15 protein-coding genes are annotated in these 12,053 nt (G+C 71.2%); 5 read left to right on the forward strand and 10 right to left on the reverse strand.

Features of this window, described 5'->3' with window-relative positions; genetic code table 11:
- The first annotated feature begins 27 nt into the window (after window positions 1-27).
- Complete coding sequence (locus tag AB0C66_RS26580; protein WP_362443563.1) at window positions 28-435, forward strand: CoA-binding protein; 408 nt, start codon at window positions 28-30, stop codon at window positions 433-435.
- Window positions 436-536: 101 nt separating this feature from the next.
- Here AB0C66_RS26580 and AB0C66_RS26585 read toward each other — a convergent pair whose 3' ends face one another.
- Window positions 537-1,091 carry a YbaK/EbsC family protein gene (locus AB0C66_RS26585; RefSeq protein ID WP_362443566.1) on the reverse strand — a complete coding sequence of 185 codons (555 nt, stop codon included), beginning with the start codon at window positions 1,089-1,091 and terminating at the stop codon, window positions 537-539.
- 33 nt (window positions 1,092-1,124) lie between these two features.
- The gene (locus tag AB0C66_RS26590; protein WP_362443569.1) at window positions 1,125-1,697 is read right to left on the reverse strand and encodes an XRE family transcriptional regulator; all 573 of its coding nucleotides are present in this window, start codon (window positions 1,695-1,697) and stop codon (window positions 1,125-1,127) included.
- 102 nt (window positions 1,698-1,799) lie between these two features.
- Here AB0C66_RS26590 and AB0C66_RS26595 point away from each other — a divergent pair, with 102 nt between their 5' ends.
- Window positions 1,800-2,666 (forward strand): EamA family transporter, encoded by an 867-nt coding sequence (locus tag AB0C66_RS26595; RefSeq protein ID WP_362443570.1) that lies wholly within the window; start codon window positions 1,800-1,802, stop codon window positions 2,664-2,666.
- Between the two features lie 51 nt (window positions 2,667-2,717).
- On the opposite strand, the gene AB0C66_RS26600 is transcribed toward AB0C66_RS26595, so the two are convergent.
- Window positions 2,718-3,473 carry an alpha/beta fold hydrolase gene (locus AB0C66_RS26600; protein ID WP_362443573.1) on the reverse strand — a complete coding sequence of 252 codons (756 nt, stop codon included), beginning with the start codon at window positions 3,471-3,473 and terminating at the stop codon, window positions 2,718-2,720.
- Between the two features lie 151 nt (window positions 3,474-3,624).
- Here AB0C66_RS26600 and AB0C66_RS26605 point away from each other — a divergent pair, with 151 nt between their 5' ends.
- Entirely contained in the window at window positions 3,625-4,182 is a 558-nt protein-coding gene (locus AB0C66_RS26605) for a gamma carbonic anhydrase family protein (RefSeq protein ID WP_362443576.1), read from the forward strand.
- Window positions 4,183-4,331: 149 nt separating this feature from the next.
- Here AB0C66_RS26605 and AB0C66_RS26610 read toward each other — a convergent pair whose 3' ends face one another.
- The 3 genes from AB0C66_RS26610 to AB0C66_RS26620 all read right to left on the reverse strand — a co-directional run bounded on the left by AB0C66_RS26610 (window position 4,332) and on the right by AB0C66_RS26620 (window position 5,910).
- Window positions 4,332-5,000 carry a DedA family protein gene (locus AB0C66_RS26610; protein WP_362443578.1) on the reverse strand — a complete coding sequence of 223 codons (669 nt, stop codon included), beginning with the start codon at window positions 4,998-5,000 and terminating at the stop codon, window positions 4,332-4,334.
- A gap of 143 nt (window positions 5,001-5,143) precedes the next feature.
- Window positions 5,144-5,596: a DUF4442 domain-containing protein gene (locus tag AB0C66_RS26615; protein WP_362443581.1), complete on the reverse strand. Its 453-nt coding sequence runs from the start codon at window positions 5,594-5,596 to the stop codon at window positions 5,144-5,146.
- 74 nt (window positions 5,597-5,670) lie between these two features.
- Entirely contained in the window at window positions 5,671-5,910 is a 240-nt protein-coding gene (locus tag AB0C66_RS26620) for a hypothetical protein (RefSeq protein WP_362443584.1), read from the reverse strand.
- A 93-nt stretch (window positions 5,911-6,003) separates the two neighbouring features.
- Between AB0C66_RS26620 and AB0C66_RS26625 the strand changes: the two genes are divergently transcribed.
- Both AB0C66_RS26625 and AB0C66_RS26630 read left to right on the forward strand, forming a co-directional pair.
- Entirely contained in the window at window positions 6,004-6,783 is a 780-nt protein-coding gene (locus AB0C66_RS26625) for a hypothetical protein (protein WP_362443587.1), read from the forward strand.
- Between the two features lie 57 nt (window positions 6,784-6,840).
- On the forward strand, window positions 6,841-8,178 hold the full coding sequence (locus AB0C66_RS26630) for an MFS transporter (protein ID WP_362443590.1): 1,338 nt from the start codon (window positions 6,841-6,843) through the stop codon (window positions 8,176-8,178).
- Here AB0C66_RS26630 and AB0C66_RS26635 read toward each other — a convergent pair.
- From AB0C66_RS26635 to AB0C66_RS26650, 4 genes are all read right to left on the reverse strand, one after another.
- Window positions 8,157-9,323: an abortive phage infection protein gene (locus AB0C66_RS26635; protein ID WP_362443593.1), complete on the reverse strand. Its 1,167-nt coding sequence runs from the start codon at window positions 9,321-9,323 to the stop codon at window positions 8,157-8,159. The two genes, AB0C66_RS26630 and AB0C66_RS26635, sit on opposite strands and share 22 nt — an antisense overlap.
- A 215-nt stretch (window positions 9,324-9,538) precedes the next feature.
- Entirely contained in the window at window positions 9,539-10,384 is an 846-nt protein-coding gene (locus tag AB0C66_RS26640) for a fused MFS/spermidine synthase (RefSeq protein ID WP_362443596.1), read from the reverse strand.
- A 158-nt stretch (window positions 10,385-10,542) separates the two neighbouring features.
- Complete coding sequence (gene tuf, locus AB0C66_RS26645) at window positions 10,543-11,724, reverse strand: elongation factor Tu (protein ID WP_362443599.1); 1,182 nt, start codon at window positions 11,722-11,724, stop codon at window positions 10,543-10,545.
- Window positions 11,725-11,820: 96 nt separating this feature from the next.
- The gene (locus AB0C66_RS26650) at window positions 11,821-11,997 is read right to left on the reverse strand and encodes a hypothetical protein (RefSeq protein ID WP_362443602.1); all 177 of its coding nucleotides are present in this window, start codon (window positions 11,995-11,997) and stop codon (window positions 11,821-11,823) included.
- Window positions 11,998-12,053: the final 56 nt, after the last annotated feature.

The raw sequence follows: 12,053 nt of genomic DNA on the forward strand, positions 1-12,053 counted from the left end.
TCCAGCACACCCATCCAGGAGGCACCGATGTACGGCGACCCGGAAACGGTCCGCAGGATCCTCACGGAGCTGGGTGACACCTGGGCCGTGGTGGGACTCTCCGCCAACCAGGAGCGGGCGGCCTACGGGGTCGCGGACGTTCTCCAGCGCTTCGGCAAGCGGATCGTGCCGGTGCACCCCAAGGCCGAGACGGTGCACGGCGAGCGGGGCTACGCCTCACTCGCCGAGATCCCCTTCCCGGTGGACGTGGTCGATGTGTTCGTGAACTCCGGGCAGGCGGGCGGTATCGCGGACGAGGCGGTGACCATCGGGGCCAAGGCCGTCTGGTTCCAGCTGGGTGTGATCGACCCGGACGCGTACGAGCGCACCCGTGCCGCCGGACTGGACATGATCATGGACCGCTGCCCCGCCATCGAGATCCCCCGACTCGGCTGATCCCTCGGCTCCACTCATACCCGGCTCGGCTGGTCCCCGGCTCGGCTGATCCTGGTCGGTCGCGCATCGGGAGGCGGACCGCCGACCGGTCCGGAGGGGGCTCAGACGCCGAGCCCCTCCAGGACCACCGCACCCGGCAGCCCGGCGAGCAGCTTGCCCGGCACGATGAGCTTGCCGCGGCGGCTTCCGCTGCCGATGAGGGCGTGGGGAGCGTCGGCGACGGCCGCGTCCACCAGCAGCGGCCAGCCCTCGGGCAGTCCGATGGGGGTGATGCCGCCGAACTCCATCCCGCTCTCGCCGGTCGCGGTCTCGATCGGCGCGAACGACGCCTTCCGCGCGCCGAGATGACGGCGGACCACACCGTTGACGTCCGCGCGGGTGTGCGCCAGCACCACGCAGGCGGCGAGGGTGACGGCACCGCCCCGCTTGCCCGCCACGACCACGCAGTTGGCGGACTGTTCCAGCAGCCACGAACCGTAGTGCTCGACGAGTACGGCGGTGTCGGCCCGGTCCGGGTCCGTGTCCACGTAGCGCACCCGCTCCACCGGCTCGGTGCCGCGCCAGTCGCGGAGGGCGGCGGCGACGGGGCCGGTCAGCAGGTCCAGGCGCTCGACGGCGGGGCGGACGTCGTCGAAGGCATCCATCGGCGTGCTCATACGGCCAAGCTAGCAGCCGGGGACGGCACGGCTTCAGTGCGCGGGCGGGACCGATACGGCCATGGTCATCGCCACCGGGATCGTGCCGTCGTTGCGGTACGCGTGGGGGGTGTTGGCCTCGAAGGCCGCCGAGGTCCCGGCCGGTACCGTGTGCTCCTTGCCACCCGCCACCAGGGTCAGGACGCCCGCCGTCACATGCAGCAGTTCAAAGGTGCCCGCGGGGTGCGGATCGGAATCGCTGCCCTCGCCGGGCATCAGCCGCCACTCCCACATCTCCAGCGGCCCCCGCGCCTCGGTGCCGACGAGCAGCGCCGTGTAGCTGCCCCCGTCGGTGGACCACATCCGCACCGCCTGGTCGGCGGGGACGAGGCGCACCTGTGGCCCCTGTTCGTAGTCGAGCAGTGTGGTGATGCTCACCCCGAGGGCGTCGGCCAGCTTCACGGTGGTGCCGACGCTGGGGTTGGTGCGGGCCTGCTCAATCTGAATGATCATGCCTCGGCTGACCCCGGCCCGGGCGGCGAGGGCGTCGAGGGTGTAGCCGCGTTCGTTGCGCCAGCGCTTGAGGTTGCGGGCGAGCGACTGCGTGAGCTGGTCGAGGTCCGTCACGGTCCGGATGTCCGTCCAATATTTTGAATGGCGTAGTCGAGCTCATTGAACTACGGTGGGCTGTACTCCCACGTCCAACACACTGTACGGCGAGGTTCCACCATGTCCGCACTCTTCGCTCTTGCCACCAGCCTGCTGTGGGGGCTGGCCGACTTCGGCGGAGGGCTGCTCACCCGGCGAACTCCCGCACTCACCGTGGTCGTCGCCTCGCAGACCCTCGCGGTGGCCGTCCTCGGCGCCATCGTGGTGGCCACCGGCGGCTGGTCCGAGGCCGGGCCGCAGCTGTGGTTCGCGGCCGCGGCGGGAGTGGTCGGACCGGTCGCGATGCTCTGCTTCTACCAGGCCCTCGCGCTCGGCCCGATGGGCGTGGTCTCCCCGCTCGGAGCGCTCGGCGGAGTGGTGGTGCCCCTCGGCGTGGCACTGGTGCTGGGCGAACGGCCGGGGCTGCTCCAGGTCGCGGGGATCGTGGTGGCGGTCGCCGGTGTTGTCCTGGCGAGCGGACCGCAGACCGGCGGTGCGCCCGTCCAGCGGCAGACCCTGCTGCTCACGCTTGTCGCCGCGCTCGGCTTCGGGTCGGTGATGGCACTGATCGCCGAGGCGTCCTCGACCCTCACCGGGCTCTTCCTCGCGCTGTTCGTCCAGCGCCTGGCCAATGTGGCGGTCGGCGGCACCGCGCTGTACGTCACCGTCCGGCGCGGTAACCCGGCGCTGCCCGAGGAGGGCTTCGGTGTGCTGTGGGCGTCGCTTCCGGCGCTCGCCTTCGTGGGTCTGGCCGATGTCGCCGCGAACGGCACCTACAACCTGGCCGCCCAGCACGGCCCGGTCGCCGTGGCCGCCGTACTCGCCTCCCTCTACCCGGTGGTGACCGCGCTCGCGGCCCGCGGTCTGCTCAATGAGCGGCTGCGTGCCGTGCAGGCAGGCGGTGCCGGACTGGCCCTGGTCGGCACCCTGCTGCTGGCGACGGGGTGAGCGCGGCCGCGAAACCCCTGAGGCCGTGAGAGCCCTTCGGGCCCCGCACGGTTACGCGCTCAGCAGCGCCCGGACGAACCGGCCACGGTCCTCCGCCTGGTCGCGGAACCAGGCGCCGAGCCAGTGCTCGGCCCGGGGCAGGACGAGGTGATGGAGGTCGGCGCGCTCGGCCAGCGCGCCCGCGATCGCCTCGGTCACCTCCGGCGGGATGACCTCGTCCCGGCCGGGCACCGCGAGGACCGCCCGCGCGCGGTAGGCACGGAAAGCGGTGAGGGCGGCCGAGGAGCGCCAGCTGTCCGGGGTGCGGATGGTCTCGGTGAAACCGGATCCGCTGCGGAACGGCACCGGCCAGGCGTCAGGGGCGTAGACGGCTGGTGCGCACAGGCCGATCGTGGTCACCCGCGGGCCGTAGTGGGCCAGCAGGTCGGCGACCGTCTGACCGCTCATGCTGAACCCGATGAGGATCAGTTCATCGGAGGCGGGCACCCACTGGTCGATCAGGGCGCGGGCCTGGATGAACCGCCGCTCCAGGCTCAAGTCGCCCAGTGCGCCGGAGCTTTCGCCGTGCCCGGAGAAGTCGCAGGCCACGGCGCGGCGGCCCTGGGCGGCCAGCTCGCGCATCAGACCGAGCATGCGCTCCTTGTCACTGGTCCCGGCGCCGTGCAGCACCACCGCGGTGGCGCCCACCGCCGGACCGGTGGGCTCGAAGGCGGCGCAGCCGAGCCGCTCACCGTCGCCCGTCACGAAGAACCGCCGCGGTACGGCGTGGTCGTCCCGGCCCTGTGCTTCCGCTCCCTGTGTCCCCATGGAACACAGGACGCATGATCGTTTGTCCTGGTTCCCTTCGCTCCACCTGGTCCCCTTCGTTCCATCGGTTCCGCTGGTCCGCCGGTTGCGGCGATGCGGTACGGGGGTACCGTGCCGGGGACATGGCCGGACGGACCGAGGGAGACATGCTGTGACGGAGCGGGCGTTGATCGCCGGGGTGGGCGACAGAGAGCCGAAGGTCGACCCGGAGGCGTTCACCGCCCCGACATCCGTGGTGATCGGTGAGGTGTCGGTGGGGGCGGAGGCGAGCGTCTGGTACCACGCCGTGCTCCGTGGGGACGCCGAGTCGATCAGTGTCGGAGCGCAGAGCAATATCCAGGACAACTGCACCGTGCATGCGGACCCCGGTTTCCCGGCCATCGTCGGTGAGCGGGTGTCGGTGGGCCATAACGCGGTGCTGCACGGCTGCACCGTCGAGGACGATGTGCTGATCGGCATGGGCGCGACCGTCCTCAACGGCGCGCATATCGGCGCGAGCTCCCTGGTGGCCGCCCAGGCGCTGGTGCCGCAGGGCATGCGGGTGCCGCCGAACTCACTGGTGGCGGGCGTCCCGGCGAAGGTACGGCGCGAGCTCACCGAGGAGGAGCGCGAGTCGATCCGGTTCAACGCGACGGGCTATGTCGAACTGGCCCACCAGCACCAGGCGGCCGCGCGGACGTGGACGCGGCAGGAAGACCGGCAGGGCTAGCAGACCGGCAGAGCTAGCAGACCGGCAGGGCTGGACGACCGTACGGCCAGACGACCGGCAGGGCTGGAGGACCGGTAGGGCCGAAGACCGGCGCGCCCGGGGCGGCCACGGGATCGGAGGCCGTCCTGCCACCGATCTCGTCGGCGGCGTCAGTCGCCGGCCGCGACGGGCTCCGGCTCGGCCGTCTCGGGTCCGGCGTCGGCGGTCTTCGCCGCCTTGGCCCTCTTCGACCGCCACTTCATGACGAGCATCGAGCCGAGGCCGAAGAGCAGGGCGACGACGAGGCCGAGCCAGGAGAAGCGCTTGAGCCAGTCCTCCGCGACCTTGCCGACGGAGTAGATGACCGCGGTGGTGCCGCCCGCCCAGATGATGCCGCCGAGCACATTGGCGATGAAGAACTTCCAGTACGGCATGCGCAGCACACCGGCGAGCGGGCCCGCGAAGATCCGCAGCAGGGCGATGAAGCGGCCGAAGAAGACCGCCCACATGCCCCACTTCTGGAAGGAGCGCTCGGCGGTGGCCACATGCTCGGCACTGAAGTGTTTGGGGAACTTGCGGCCCAGCCACGCCAGAAGTGGTTCGCCGCCCTTGCGGCCGATCAGATAGCCGATGGAGTCACCGATCACGGCGCCCGCGATGGCGGAGGCCCCCAGGATGTAGGGGTTGATGTGGTCCTGCGAGGCCGCCAGCAGTGTCGCGCTGACGAGGATGATCTCTCCCGGAAGCGGGATGCCCAGGCTCTCCAGGCCGATGACAAGACCCACAAGAAGGTAGACGCTGACCGCGGGTACGCTCTCGAGCCATTCCTCGATGTGCAACGCCGGTTCCTCCCCGTGTGCCGATCCATCCCGGGCGCGCACCACTTTCGGCACACGCCCGGGAAGCCTACTCAATCAGCGAGCGGTCGCCATCATCCCCAGGTCGTGCTCCGAGGCGCGTCGGCGTACTACCGCAGGGGGCCTCAGCCCTGTGGCCGCAGGGTCCATGTGATCGACATCTCGCCGGTCACCGCCCCGTCCTCGCGAGTGATCTCGATGTTCACCGGAAATTCGGGACGCTCTCCGGCGTCCAGCTCGGCGATCACATCGGCGACCGGGCGGCCGAGCCGGGCCGTCGCGGTGACGGGTCCCATGGCCAGCTTCTTGAAGCCGATCTCGGAGCGCACGGCCAGCGGTACGGCACGGCCGAGCTGGTCGCCGAACGCGGCGATCACGATCGCGCCGCTCGCCGACTCGGCGAGGGTGAACATCGCTCCCGCGTGCGGCCCACCGACATGGTTGTGGAAGTCGGGCTGGTCCGGCAGGCGCAGCACGGCGCTCTCGGCCGTCGCTTCGACGATCTCCAGGTTCAGGGTGCGCACCATGGGCACGGTGGCGGCGAGCATCTCGCCGATGGACGGCATGGTCTCTGACATACCCCGGAAGTTACCACCGAGTAGCTAGTGAGGAAAGGGGCAGCCGTAGCCCCCACCGGCACCCACCCTTATGGTTACTGGCCATGTGGCCAGGACAGCAGCCGCCCGGTGGCGAGCCGAACCCGCAGGATCAGAACCCGTACCATCAGCCGGGGTATCAACAGCCCAACCCCTATCAGCAGCCGGGCTATCAGCAACCTGGCTATCAGCAGCCGAATCCGTATCAGCAGCCACCGCAGCAGCAGCCGCAGCCGGGCCAGCCCGGTCACCCCGGCCAGCCGCCGCAGCAGCAGCCGGGGTACGGCGGGCCGCATCAGCAGCAGGGGTGGGGCAACCCCTCCGCGCCACCCGGGGCGCCCGAGCCGCCGCGCAAGAAGCACACGGCCACCATCGCGATCGTCACGGCGGTGGCGGTCGTGGCGGCCGCCACGGTCGCCGCCGTGCTGGTGCTCGACAAGAACGACGGCGAGGACGACACGTCGAGCGGTAAGAAGCCCGCCGCCTCCTCGCCCGCCCCGTCCTCCTCCAAGCCCTCCGAGGATCCGGCGGACGGCGGCCGGGGGGATGACAACCCGCGCAGCGGGGGCGAGGACATCAAGCCCGTCATACCCGGCTGGAAGACGGTGGTCAGCTCCAAGCGGCACAACGCCTTTGATGTGCCCGGGAACTGGGTGGTCGAGTCCTCCGGCCTGAGCGTCGGCTTCGAGGACGACAAGGGCAAGCCGCTGGTCATCATGTCCGCCCCGGGGATCTACAAGAAGGACTACTGCTCGGTGAAACGCGAGGGCGGCTACGAGAACAAGAGCGATGCCGCCGCCGCGGGCTCCAAGGGCGCCCAGGGGGCCAAGAGCGAGGCCTCCGCCGCCAGGATCGAGGCGGGCAACTGGGCCTTCGCCGCCTTCGACCAGGAGAAGACCGGCCACCTCAAGGTGGGCCAGTCCAAGAAGTTCACCAGTGACCACGGGCTCAAGGGCTACACCGCCTCGGCCACCGTCACCGGGGTCAAGAAGACCGACAAGTGCAGCACGGACGGCAAGGCGGTGACCGTCTCCTACACCGACACCAACGGCGACTTCGCCACCTGGGTGCTCTACTCGGTCAAGGGCACCAAGAACGAGGTCCCGGACACGACCATCAAGAAGATCATGAGCACCCTGCGTCCGCTGAAGTCCGAGTCCGGGTTCTGATCGCCGTGGCCGATATCCGGTTGGACGCCGGGGCCCGCGCCCGGGGATAGTCCGCTGGTGACCACTCCCCCGCCCCGGCGTTCCCGACCGGGCCGCCCCTCGTGGGCCGGACGCAACTACACACTGCTGACCGCCGCCGCCGTGGCGACCGGCCTCGGAAACGCCGGGGCCCTCATCGCGGCCGCGTTCGCGGTGCTCGACGCGGGCGGGGACAGCGGCGATGTCGGTCTGGTGGCCGCGGCCCGCACGGTGCCGCTCGTGGTGTTCCTGCTGATCGGCGGGGCGCTGGCGGACCGGCTGCCCCGGCATCGGGTGATGGTGGCGGCCAACGCCGCCAACTGCCTGTCGCAGGCGGCCTTCGCGGCGCTGGTGCTGTCCGGTGAGGCACAGCTGTGGCAGATGGCCCTGCTCTCGGCGATCGGCGGCACCGGGCACGCCTTCTTCTCCCCCGCCGCCGAGGGGATGCTGCTGTCCACCGTCACCAGCGAACAGGCGGGCCGTGCCTTCGCGTTCTTCCGGATGGGAGTGAACGGCTCGCAGATCGGCGGCGCCGCACTGGGTGGCGCCCTGATCGCGGTCGTGGGCCCGGGGTGGATGCTGGCCGTGGACGCCGCCGCCTTCGCCGTCGCGGGCTCGCTGCGGGCTTTCCTCGATGTCCGTGACGTGACCCCGCGGGAGCCGGGCGGCGGGATGCTCGCCGATCTGCGCGACGGCTGGCGGGAGTTCGCCACCCGGCCCTGGCTCTGGAGCATCGTGCTCCAATTCGCCGTCGTGAACGCCGTGATAGGCGCGGCCGAGGCGGTCTACGGTCCGCTGGTCGCCGAAGAGCATCTGGGCGGGGCCCGCCCCTGGGGCCTTGCCCTGGCGGCGTTCGGCGCGGGCACCGTCCTCGGCGGGCTTCTGATGACGCGCTGGCGGCCACGTCGTCTGCTGCTCGCGGGCACCCTGTGCGTCCTGCCCATCGCCATGCCGTCGGCCGCGCTCGCCCTTCCGCTTCCGGTGCCGCTGCTGGCCGTGGTGATGTTCGTCAGCGGGGTGTCGATCGAGGTGTTCGGCGTGTCCTGGATGACCGCGCTGCACCAGGAGATCCCCGAGGACAAGCTCTCGCGGGTGGCGGCCTACGACATGCTCGGCTCGATCGCCCTCCTCCCCCTCGCCATGTCCCTCGCGGGCCCCGCCGAGAACGCCTTCGGCCGGACGGCCTCGCTGTGGGGCTGCTCGACGCTGATCCTGCTGCTGACCCTGGCGGTGCTGACCGTGCCGGACGTCCGTCGACTGCGGCGGCGTGAACCCGGGCCCACCGCCAAGGGGCCGGTCGCGGACGGGCCACTCGGCGAGGGGCCCGCCACCCCCGGACCGACGGCGGACGAGGGTCAGCACCGCGCCCTGCCGTAGTGCCGTGCCAGTGCGTGGAACGCCTCCTTCGGCTCCCAGTGCCAATGAGCGGTCGGCTCCTCGGGCGTCTTCCAGACCGCCTTCACCAGGCTGTAGCTCGCCATATCCAGGTCGTAGCGCGGCTGATGGCGATGCGGCGCGTCGGGAGTGACGAATTGGTACACCAGGGCCGCGTACAGATCCATCGACTCGAAGACATCCACCAGATCGGCGAGATAGGCGGCCTGGGTGCGCTCGCTGCGGACCAGATCGCCGATGATCTCGGGAGGCTGTTTGTCATAGTCCACCGTGTCCCAGCCCATCCCACCCTGCGCCGGAGCTCCCCGGTAGGTGCAGCTGCCGAACTCGGAGACGACCACCGGCTTACCCCATCGCCGGTACTTCGCCAGCTCACGAATGTGCTCGGACCGCCGCGCGAACGACGCGTAGTAATTGACGCCGACCAGGTCGAAGAGATTCCAGTCCACCTCCTCGTCCTGCGCGGCACCATAGGTGATCCCGCCCTGGAAGACGGACCTGGCGACCTTGGCGGCGCGCTCGGTGAAGGAGCGCAGCTCCCGCATCAGCGTCTTCGGATCGTAGTTTCCGCTTGTCAGGTTCTTGATGCGCTCCACCGCCGAGTCACCGGGCACGATGCCCGGCACGAACAGCACGAACTCGGCGCCGACACTGAGGTGCACCTCGGCCCCCTGCCGCCGCAACCGCTCGGCGTATCTGCCCGTTTCGGCCAGATGGTCGAGTATCTCCCGCTGCGGAACATCCGCCAGCCGCGGCTGGAGCCACACATGCAGCCCGCGCTCGGCCACCTCCGACGCGGTGGCCGCGAGCCGCTCGACACCGGTGCCGAAGACCGAGACCGAGTCGGCATGCAACTCATCCCTGATCGCCCGGATGTCACGGCGCATCCGTGTGGCGTCCCAGCCGGTGAACGGTGTCTCCCCGTCGATGACCTCATAGGACACCCCGCGGTACGTCAGCCCCGGCCGACCGCCTGTGCCGTCCGGCGCTCCGGCCGCTCCAGGTCCGGGCGCCCCCACCGCGCTCGCCCGGCCTCCCAGCAGCGGCGCCCCCATCGCTCCCGCGACACCGACCACCCCCGCCCTGGCCAGAAATCCGGCCCGGCTGATCTCCTTGCTGCGCGCCATCTCTCCCCCGCCGTGCCTTGCGTGTGGTCCCGTCGGCCGCGGCCCACGCTCGGCGCCGCGGCATGACTCCACTCTGGCAAGCGGCGGTGCGCGCTGTCGTCAGCCGAAGGTCTGCGCCCCGCTGACCAAGGGATGAATCCGCCCTCGCGGAAAGCGACTTAGGTAGCGCGGTGGCTCGGGGGTCCCGCTGCCACGGACTCCGGCCGGGGGAAGGGTCAGCCCACGCTGAAGGCCCCGCCCGGCGGCTCGGGCGACGGCACCGCGTCGGTGTCCGCCACCGGCGCCGCCCCGCCCGTGAAGCGCTCCAGCGCCGCCGCGTACTCCACCCGGGCGGGAAAGGCGTCGGCCGCCGCGCGGCGGGCCAGCGCGGCGACCGGCAGCTCGCCCTGCGAGGCCACCAGCACCGCGTTGCCGAACCGGCGGCCGCGCAGGACCGCGGGCTCGGCGATCAGGCACAGATGCGCGAACGCGACGCGCAGCGAGGCCAGTTGCGAGCGGAGGAAGGTGAAGGGCGCTCCGTCGGCCAGATTGGCCGCGTACCGGCCGCCCGGCCGCAGCACACGGGCGGCGGCGCGCGCGTACTCGACCGAGGTGAGGTGCGCGGGCACCCGGGAGCCGCCGAAGACATCGGCGATGACGATGTCGGCGGAGGCTTCGGGCGCGGACTCCAGGGCGGTCCGCGCGTCCGCACGGCGCACCGTGATTCCCGAGTCGGGCGGCAGCGGCAGATGTTCGTCGACGAGCTCCAGCAGCCCGCGATCGGCTTCGATCACTTCCTGATGTGAACCGGGCCGGGTCGAGACCAGATAGCGCGGCAGGGTGAGCGCCCCGCCGCCGAGGTGCAGGACATCGAGCGGGATCCCGGGTTCGGCGGCCGTGTCGAGGACGTGCGCGAGCCGTCGCGCGTACTCGAACTCGAGATGGGTGGGGTCGTCCAGGTCGACGTACGACTGAGGGGCGTCGTCCACCGTGAGCAGCCAGGCGTGCGGCCGGTCGAGGTCGGGCATCAGCCTGGCGGTGCCGCCGTCCACGGCGCGGATCACGGGTATGGGCTCGTCCACGGTCTCCATTGTGCCGGGAGGGACGACCTGCCACGGCCCGGCCCGGTGCGCGACCGCCCCCGACCGCTTCTCGACCGTCCCTGTCCGGTCCTGCCTCCTACTGATCTGCCCGCGCCCCCTGAAGCACACGGGACGCGGGCAGATCGTTCACCAAGGTGTCACGGCCGGTCGGAAACGGTGGTCACCGTGCCCGCGCCGACCGTACGGCCGCCCTCGCGGATCGCGAAGCCGAGCCCCGGCTCCAGCGGAAGGGCGCGACCCAGCTCGACCGCCATGGTGACGGTGTCGCCGGGGCGCGCCACCCCCGTGAGCCCGAGGTCGACATCGCCGACCACGTCCGCCGTCCGGATGTAGAACTGCGGCCGGTAGCCGGTGGCGACCGGTGTGCGCCGCCCGCCCTCGTCCGTGGACAGGACGTAGACGCGCGCGGTGAAGTGGCGCCGGGGCACCACGCTGCCGGGCTCCGCGACCACATGGCCACGGCGCACCGCGTCGCGCGGCACACCGCGCAGCAGCAGCGCGACGTTGTCACCCGCCTCCGCGACCTCCATCGGTTTGCCGAAGGTCTCGACGCCCGTGACGACGGTCGTCACCTCCGCGCCGAGCACCTCCACCCGGTCGCCGACGCGCACCGTGCCGCGCTCGATGGCACCGGTGACCACGGTGCCGCGCCCGGTGATGGTCAGCACGTTCTCCACCGGTAGCAGGAACGGGGCGTCCGTGTAGCGCACGGGCGTCGGGACATAGATGTCCACGGCGTCCAGCAGCGCCTCGATCGCACCGGTCCAGCGCGGGTCACCGTCCAGTGCCCGCAGCCCGGAGACCCGTACGACGGGTGTGCTCTCACCGGGGTAGCCGTGCGCCGACAGCAGATCGCGCACCTCCAGCTCGACCAGGTCGGTGAGCTCGGGATCGCCCGCGTCGGCCTTGTTGAGGGCGACGACGATGTGGTCCACGCCCACCTGCCGGGCGAGCAGCACATGCTCGGCGGTCTGCGGCATGACGCCGTCGAGCGCGGAGACCACGAGGATCGCGCCGTCGAGTTGGGCGGCGCCGGTCACCATGTTCTTGATGAAGTCGGCGTGGCCGGGCATGTCGACATGGGCGTAGTGCCGGGTGTCGGTCTCGTACTCGACATGGGCGATGTTGATGGTGATACCGCGCTCGGCCTCCTCCGGCGCCCGGTCGATGCGGTCGAAGGGCACATAGGTGCCGCCGGAGCCGCGCTCGCTGAGCACCTTGGTGATGGCGGCGGTCAGGGTGGTCTTGCCGTGGTCGACGTGGCCCATGGTGCCGATGTTCAGATGCGGCTTGGTGCGCACATACATCTGCTTGGACATGCGGACGGTTCCTCCTCGGAACAGCAGTGGAAGCGCGGACCCCCGGGCCTGTCCGACCCTCCCCTCTCGGGATCCGTCGGAGTTGTCCGAGGAGGGTCAGCTTCGGGTGCCGTCGAGGCAGGCGGTGGCGGTGACGACGGCGAGGGCCTTCGCGGCCGGGGCCGTCGCGGCGGTGGCCGTGGTCACGGGCGGGGGAACGGCGGCAGCCTTCGGCGCGTCCGCGAAGGCGGACGTCGGCGGGAGGAAGGCGGACCGGAACATGTCGTTGATCATCGCGCACCGTACGATCCGCGTCGAATGGTTTTCGGGGCGGGTGGGGCCAGTGCGTC

Origin of the sequence: Streptomyces sp. NPDC048636 (genome assembly GCF_040650655.1) — a bacterium.
GTDB lineage: Bacteria > Actinomycetota > Actinomycetes > Streptomycetales > Streptomycetaceae > Streptomyces.

Coding starts and splice junctions, on each gene's coding strand:
- AB0C66_RS26580 (WP_362443563.1), top strand. CDS start 28: ATGTACGGCGACCCGGAAACGGTCCGCAGGATCCTCACGGAGCTGGGT.
- AB0C66_RS26585 (WP_362443566.1), bottom strand. CDS start 1,091: ATGAGCACGCCGATGGATGCCTTCGACGACGTCCGCCCCGCCGTCGAG.
- AB0C66_RS26595 (WP_362443570.1), top strand. CDS start 1,800: ATGTCCGCACTCTTCGCTCTTGCCACCAGCCTGCTGTGGGGGCTGGCC.
- AB0C66_RS26600 (WP_362443573.1), bottom strand. CDS start 3,473: ATGGGGACACAGGGAGCGGAAGCACAGGGCCGGGACGACCACGCCGTA.
- AB0C66_RS26615 (WP_362443581.1), bottom strand. CDS start 5,596: ATGTCAGAGACCATGCCGTCCATCGGCGAGATGCTCGCCGCCACCGTG.
- AB0C66_RS26620 (WP_362443584.1), bottom strand. CDS start 5,910: ATGCGGCCCGCCGTACCCCGGCTGCTGCTGCGGCGGCTGGCCGGGGTG.
- AB0C66_RS26635 (WP_362443593.1), bottom strand. CDS start 9,323: ATGGCGCGCAGCAAGGAGATCAGCCGGGCCGGATTTCTGGCCAGGGCG.
- tuf (WP_362443599.1), bottom strand. CDS start 11,724: ATGTCCAAGCAGATGTATGTGCGCACCAAGCCGCATCTGAACATCGGC.
- AB0C66_RS26650 (WP_362443602.1), bottom strand. CDS start 11,997: ATGATCAACGACATGTTCCGGTCCGCCTTCCTCCCGCCGACGTCCGCC.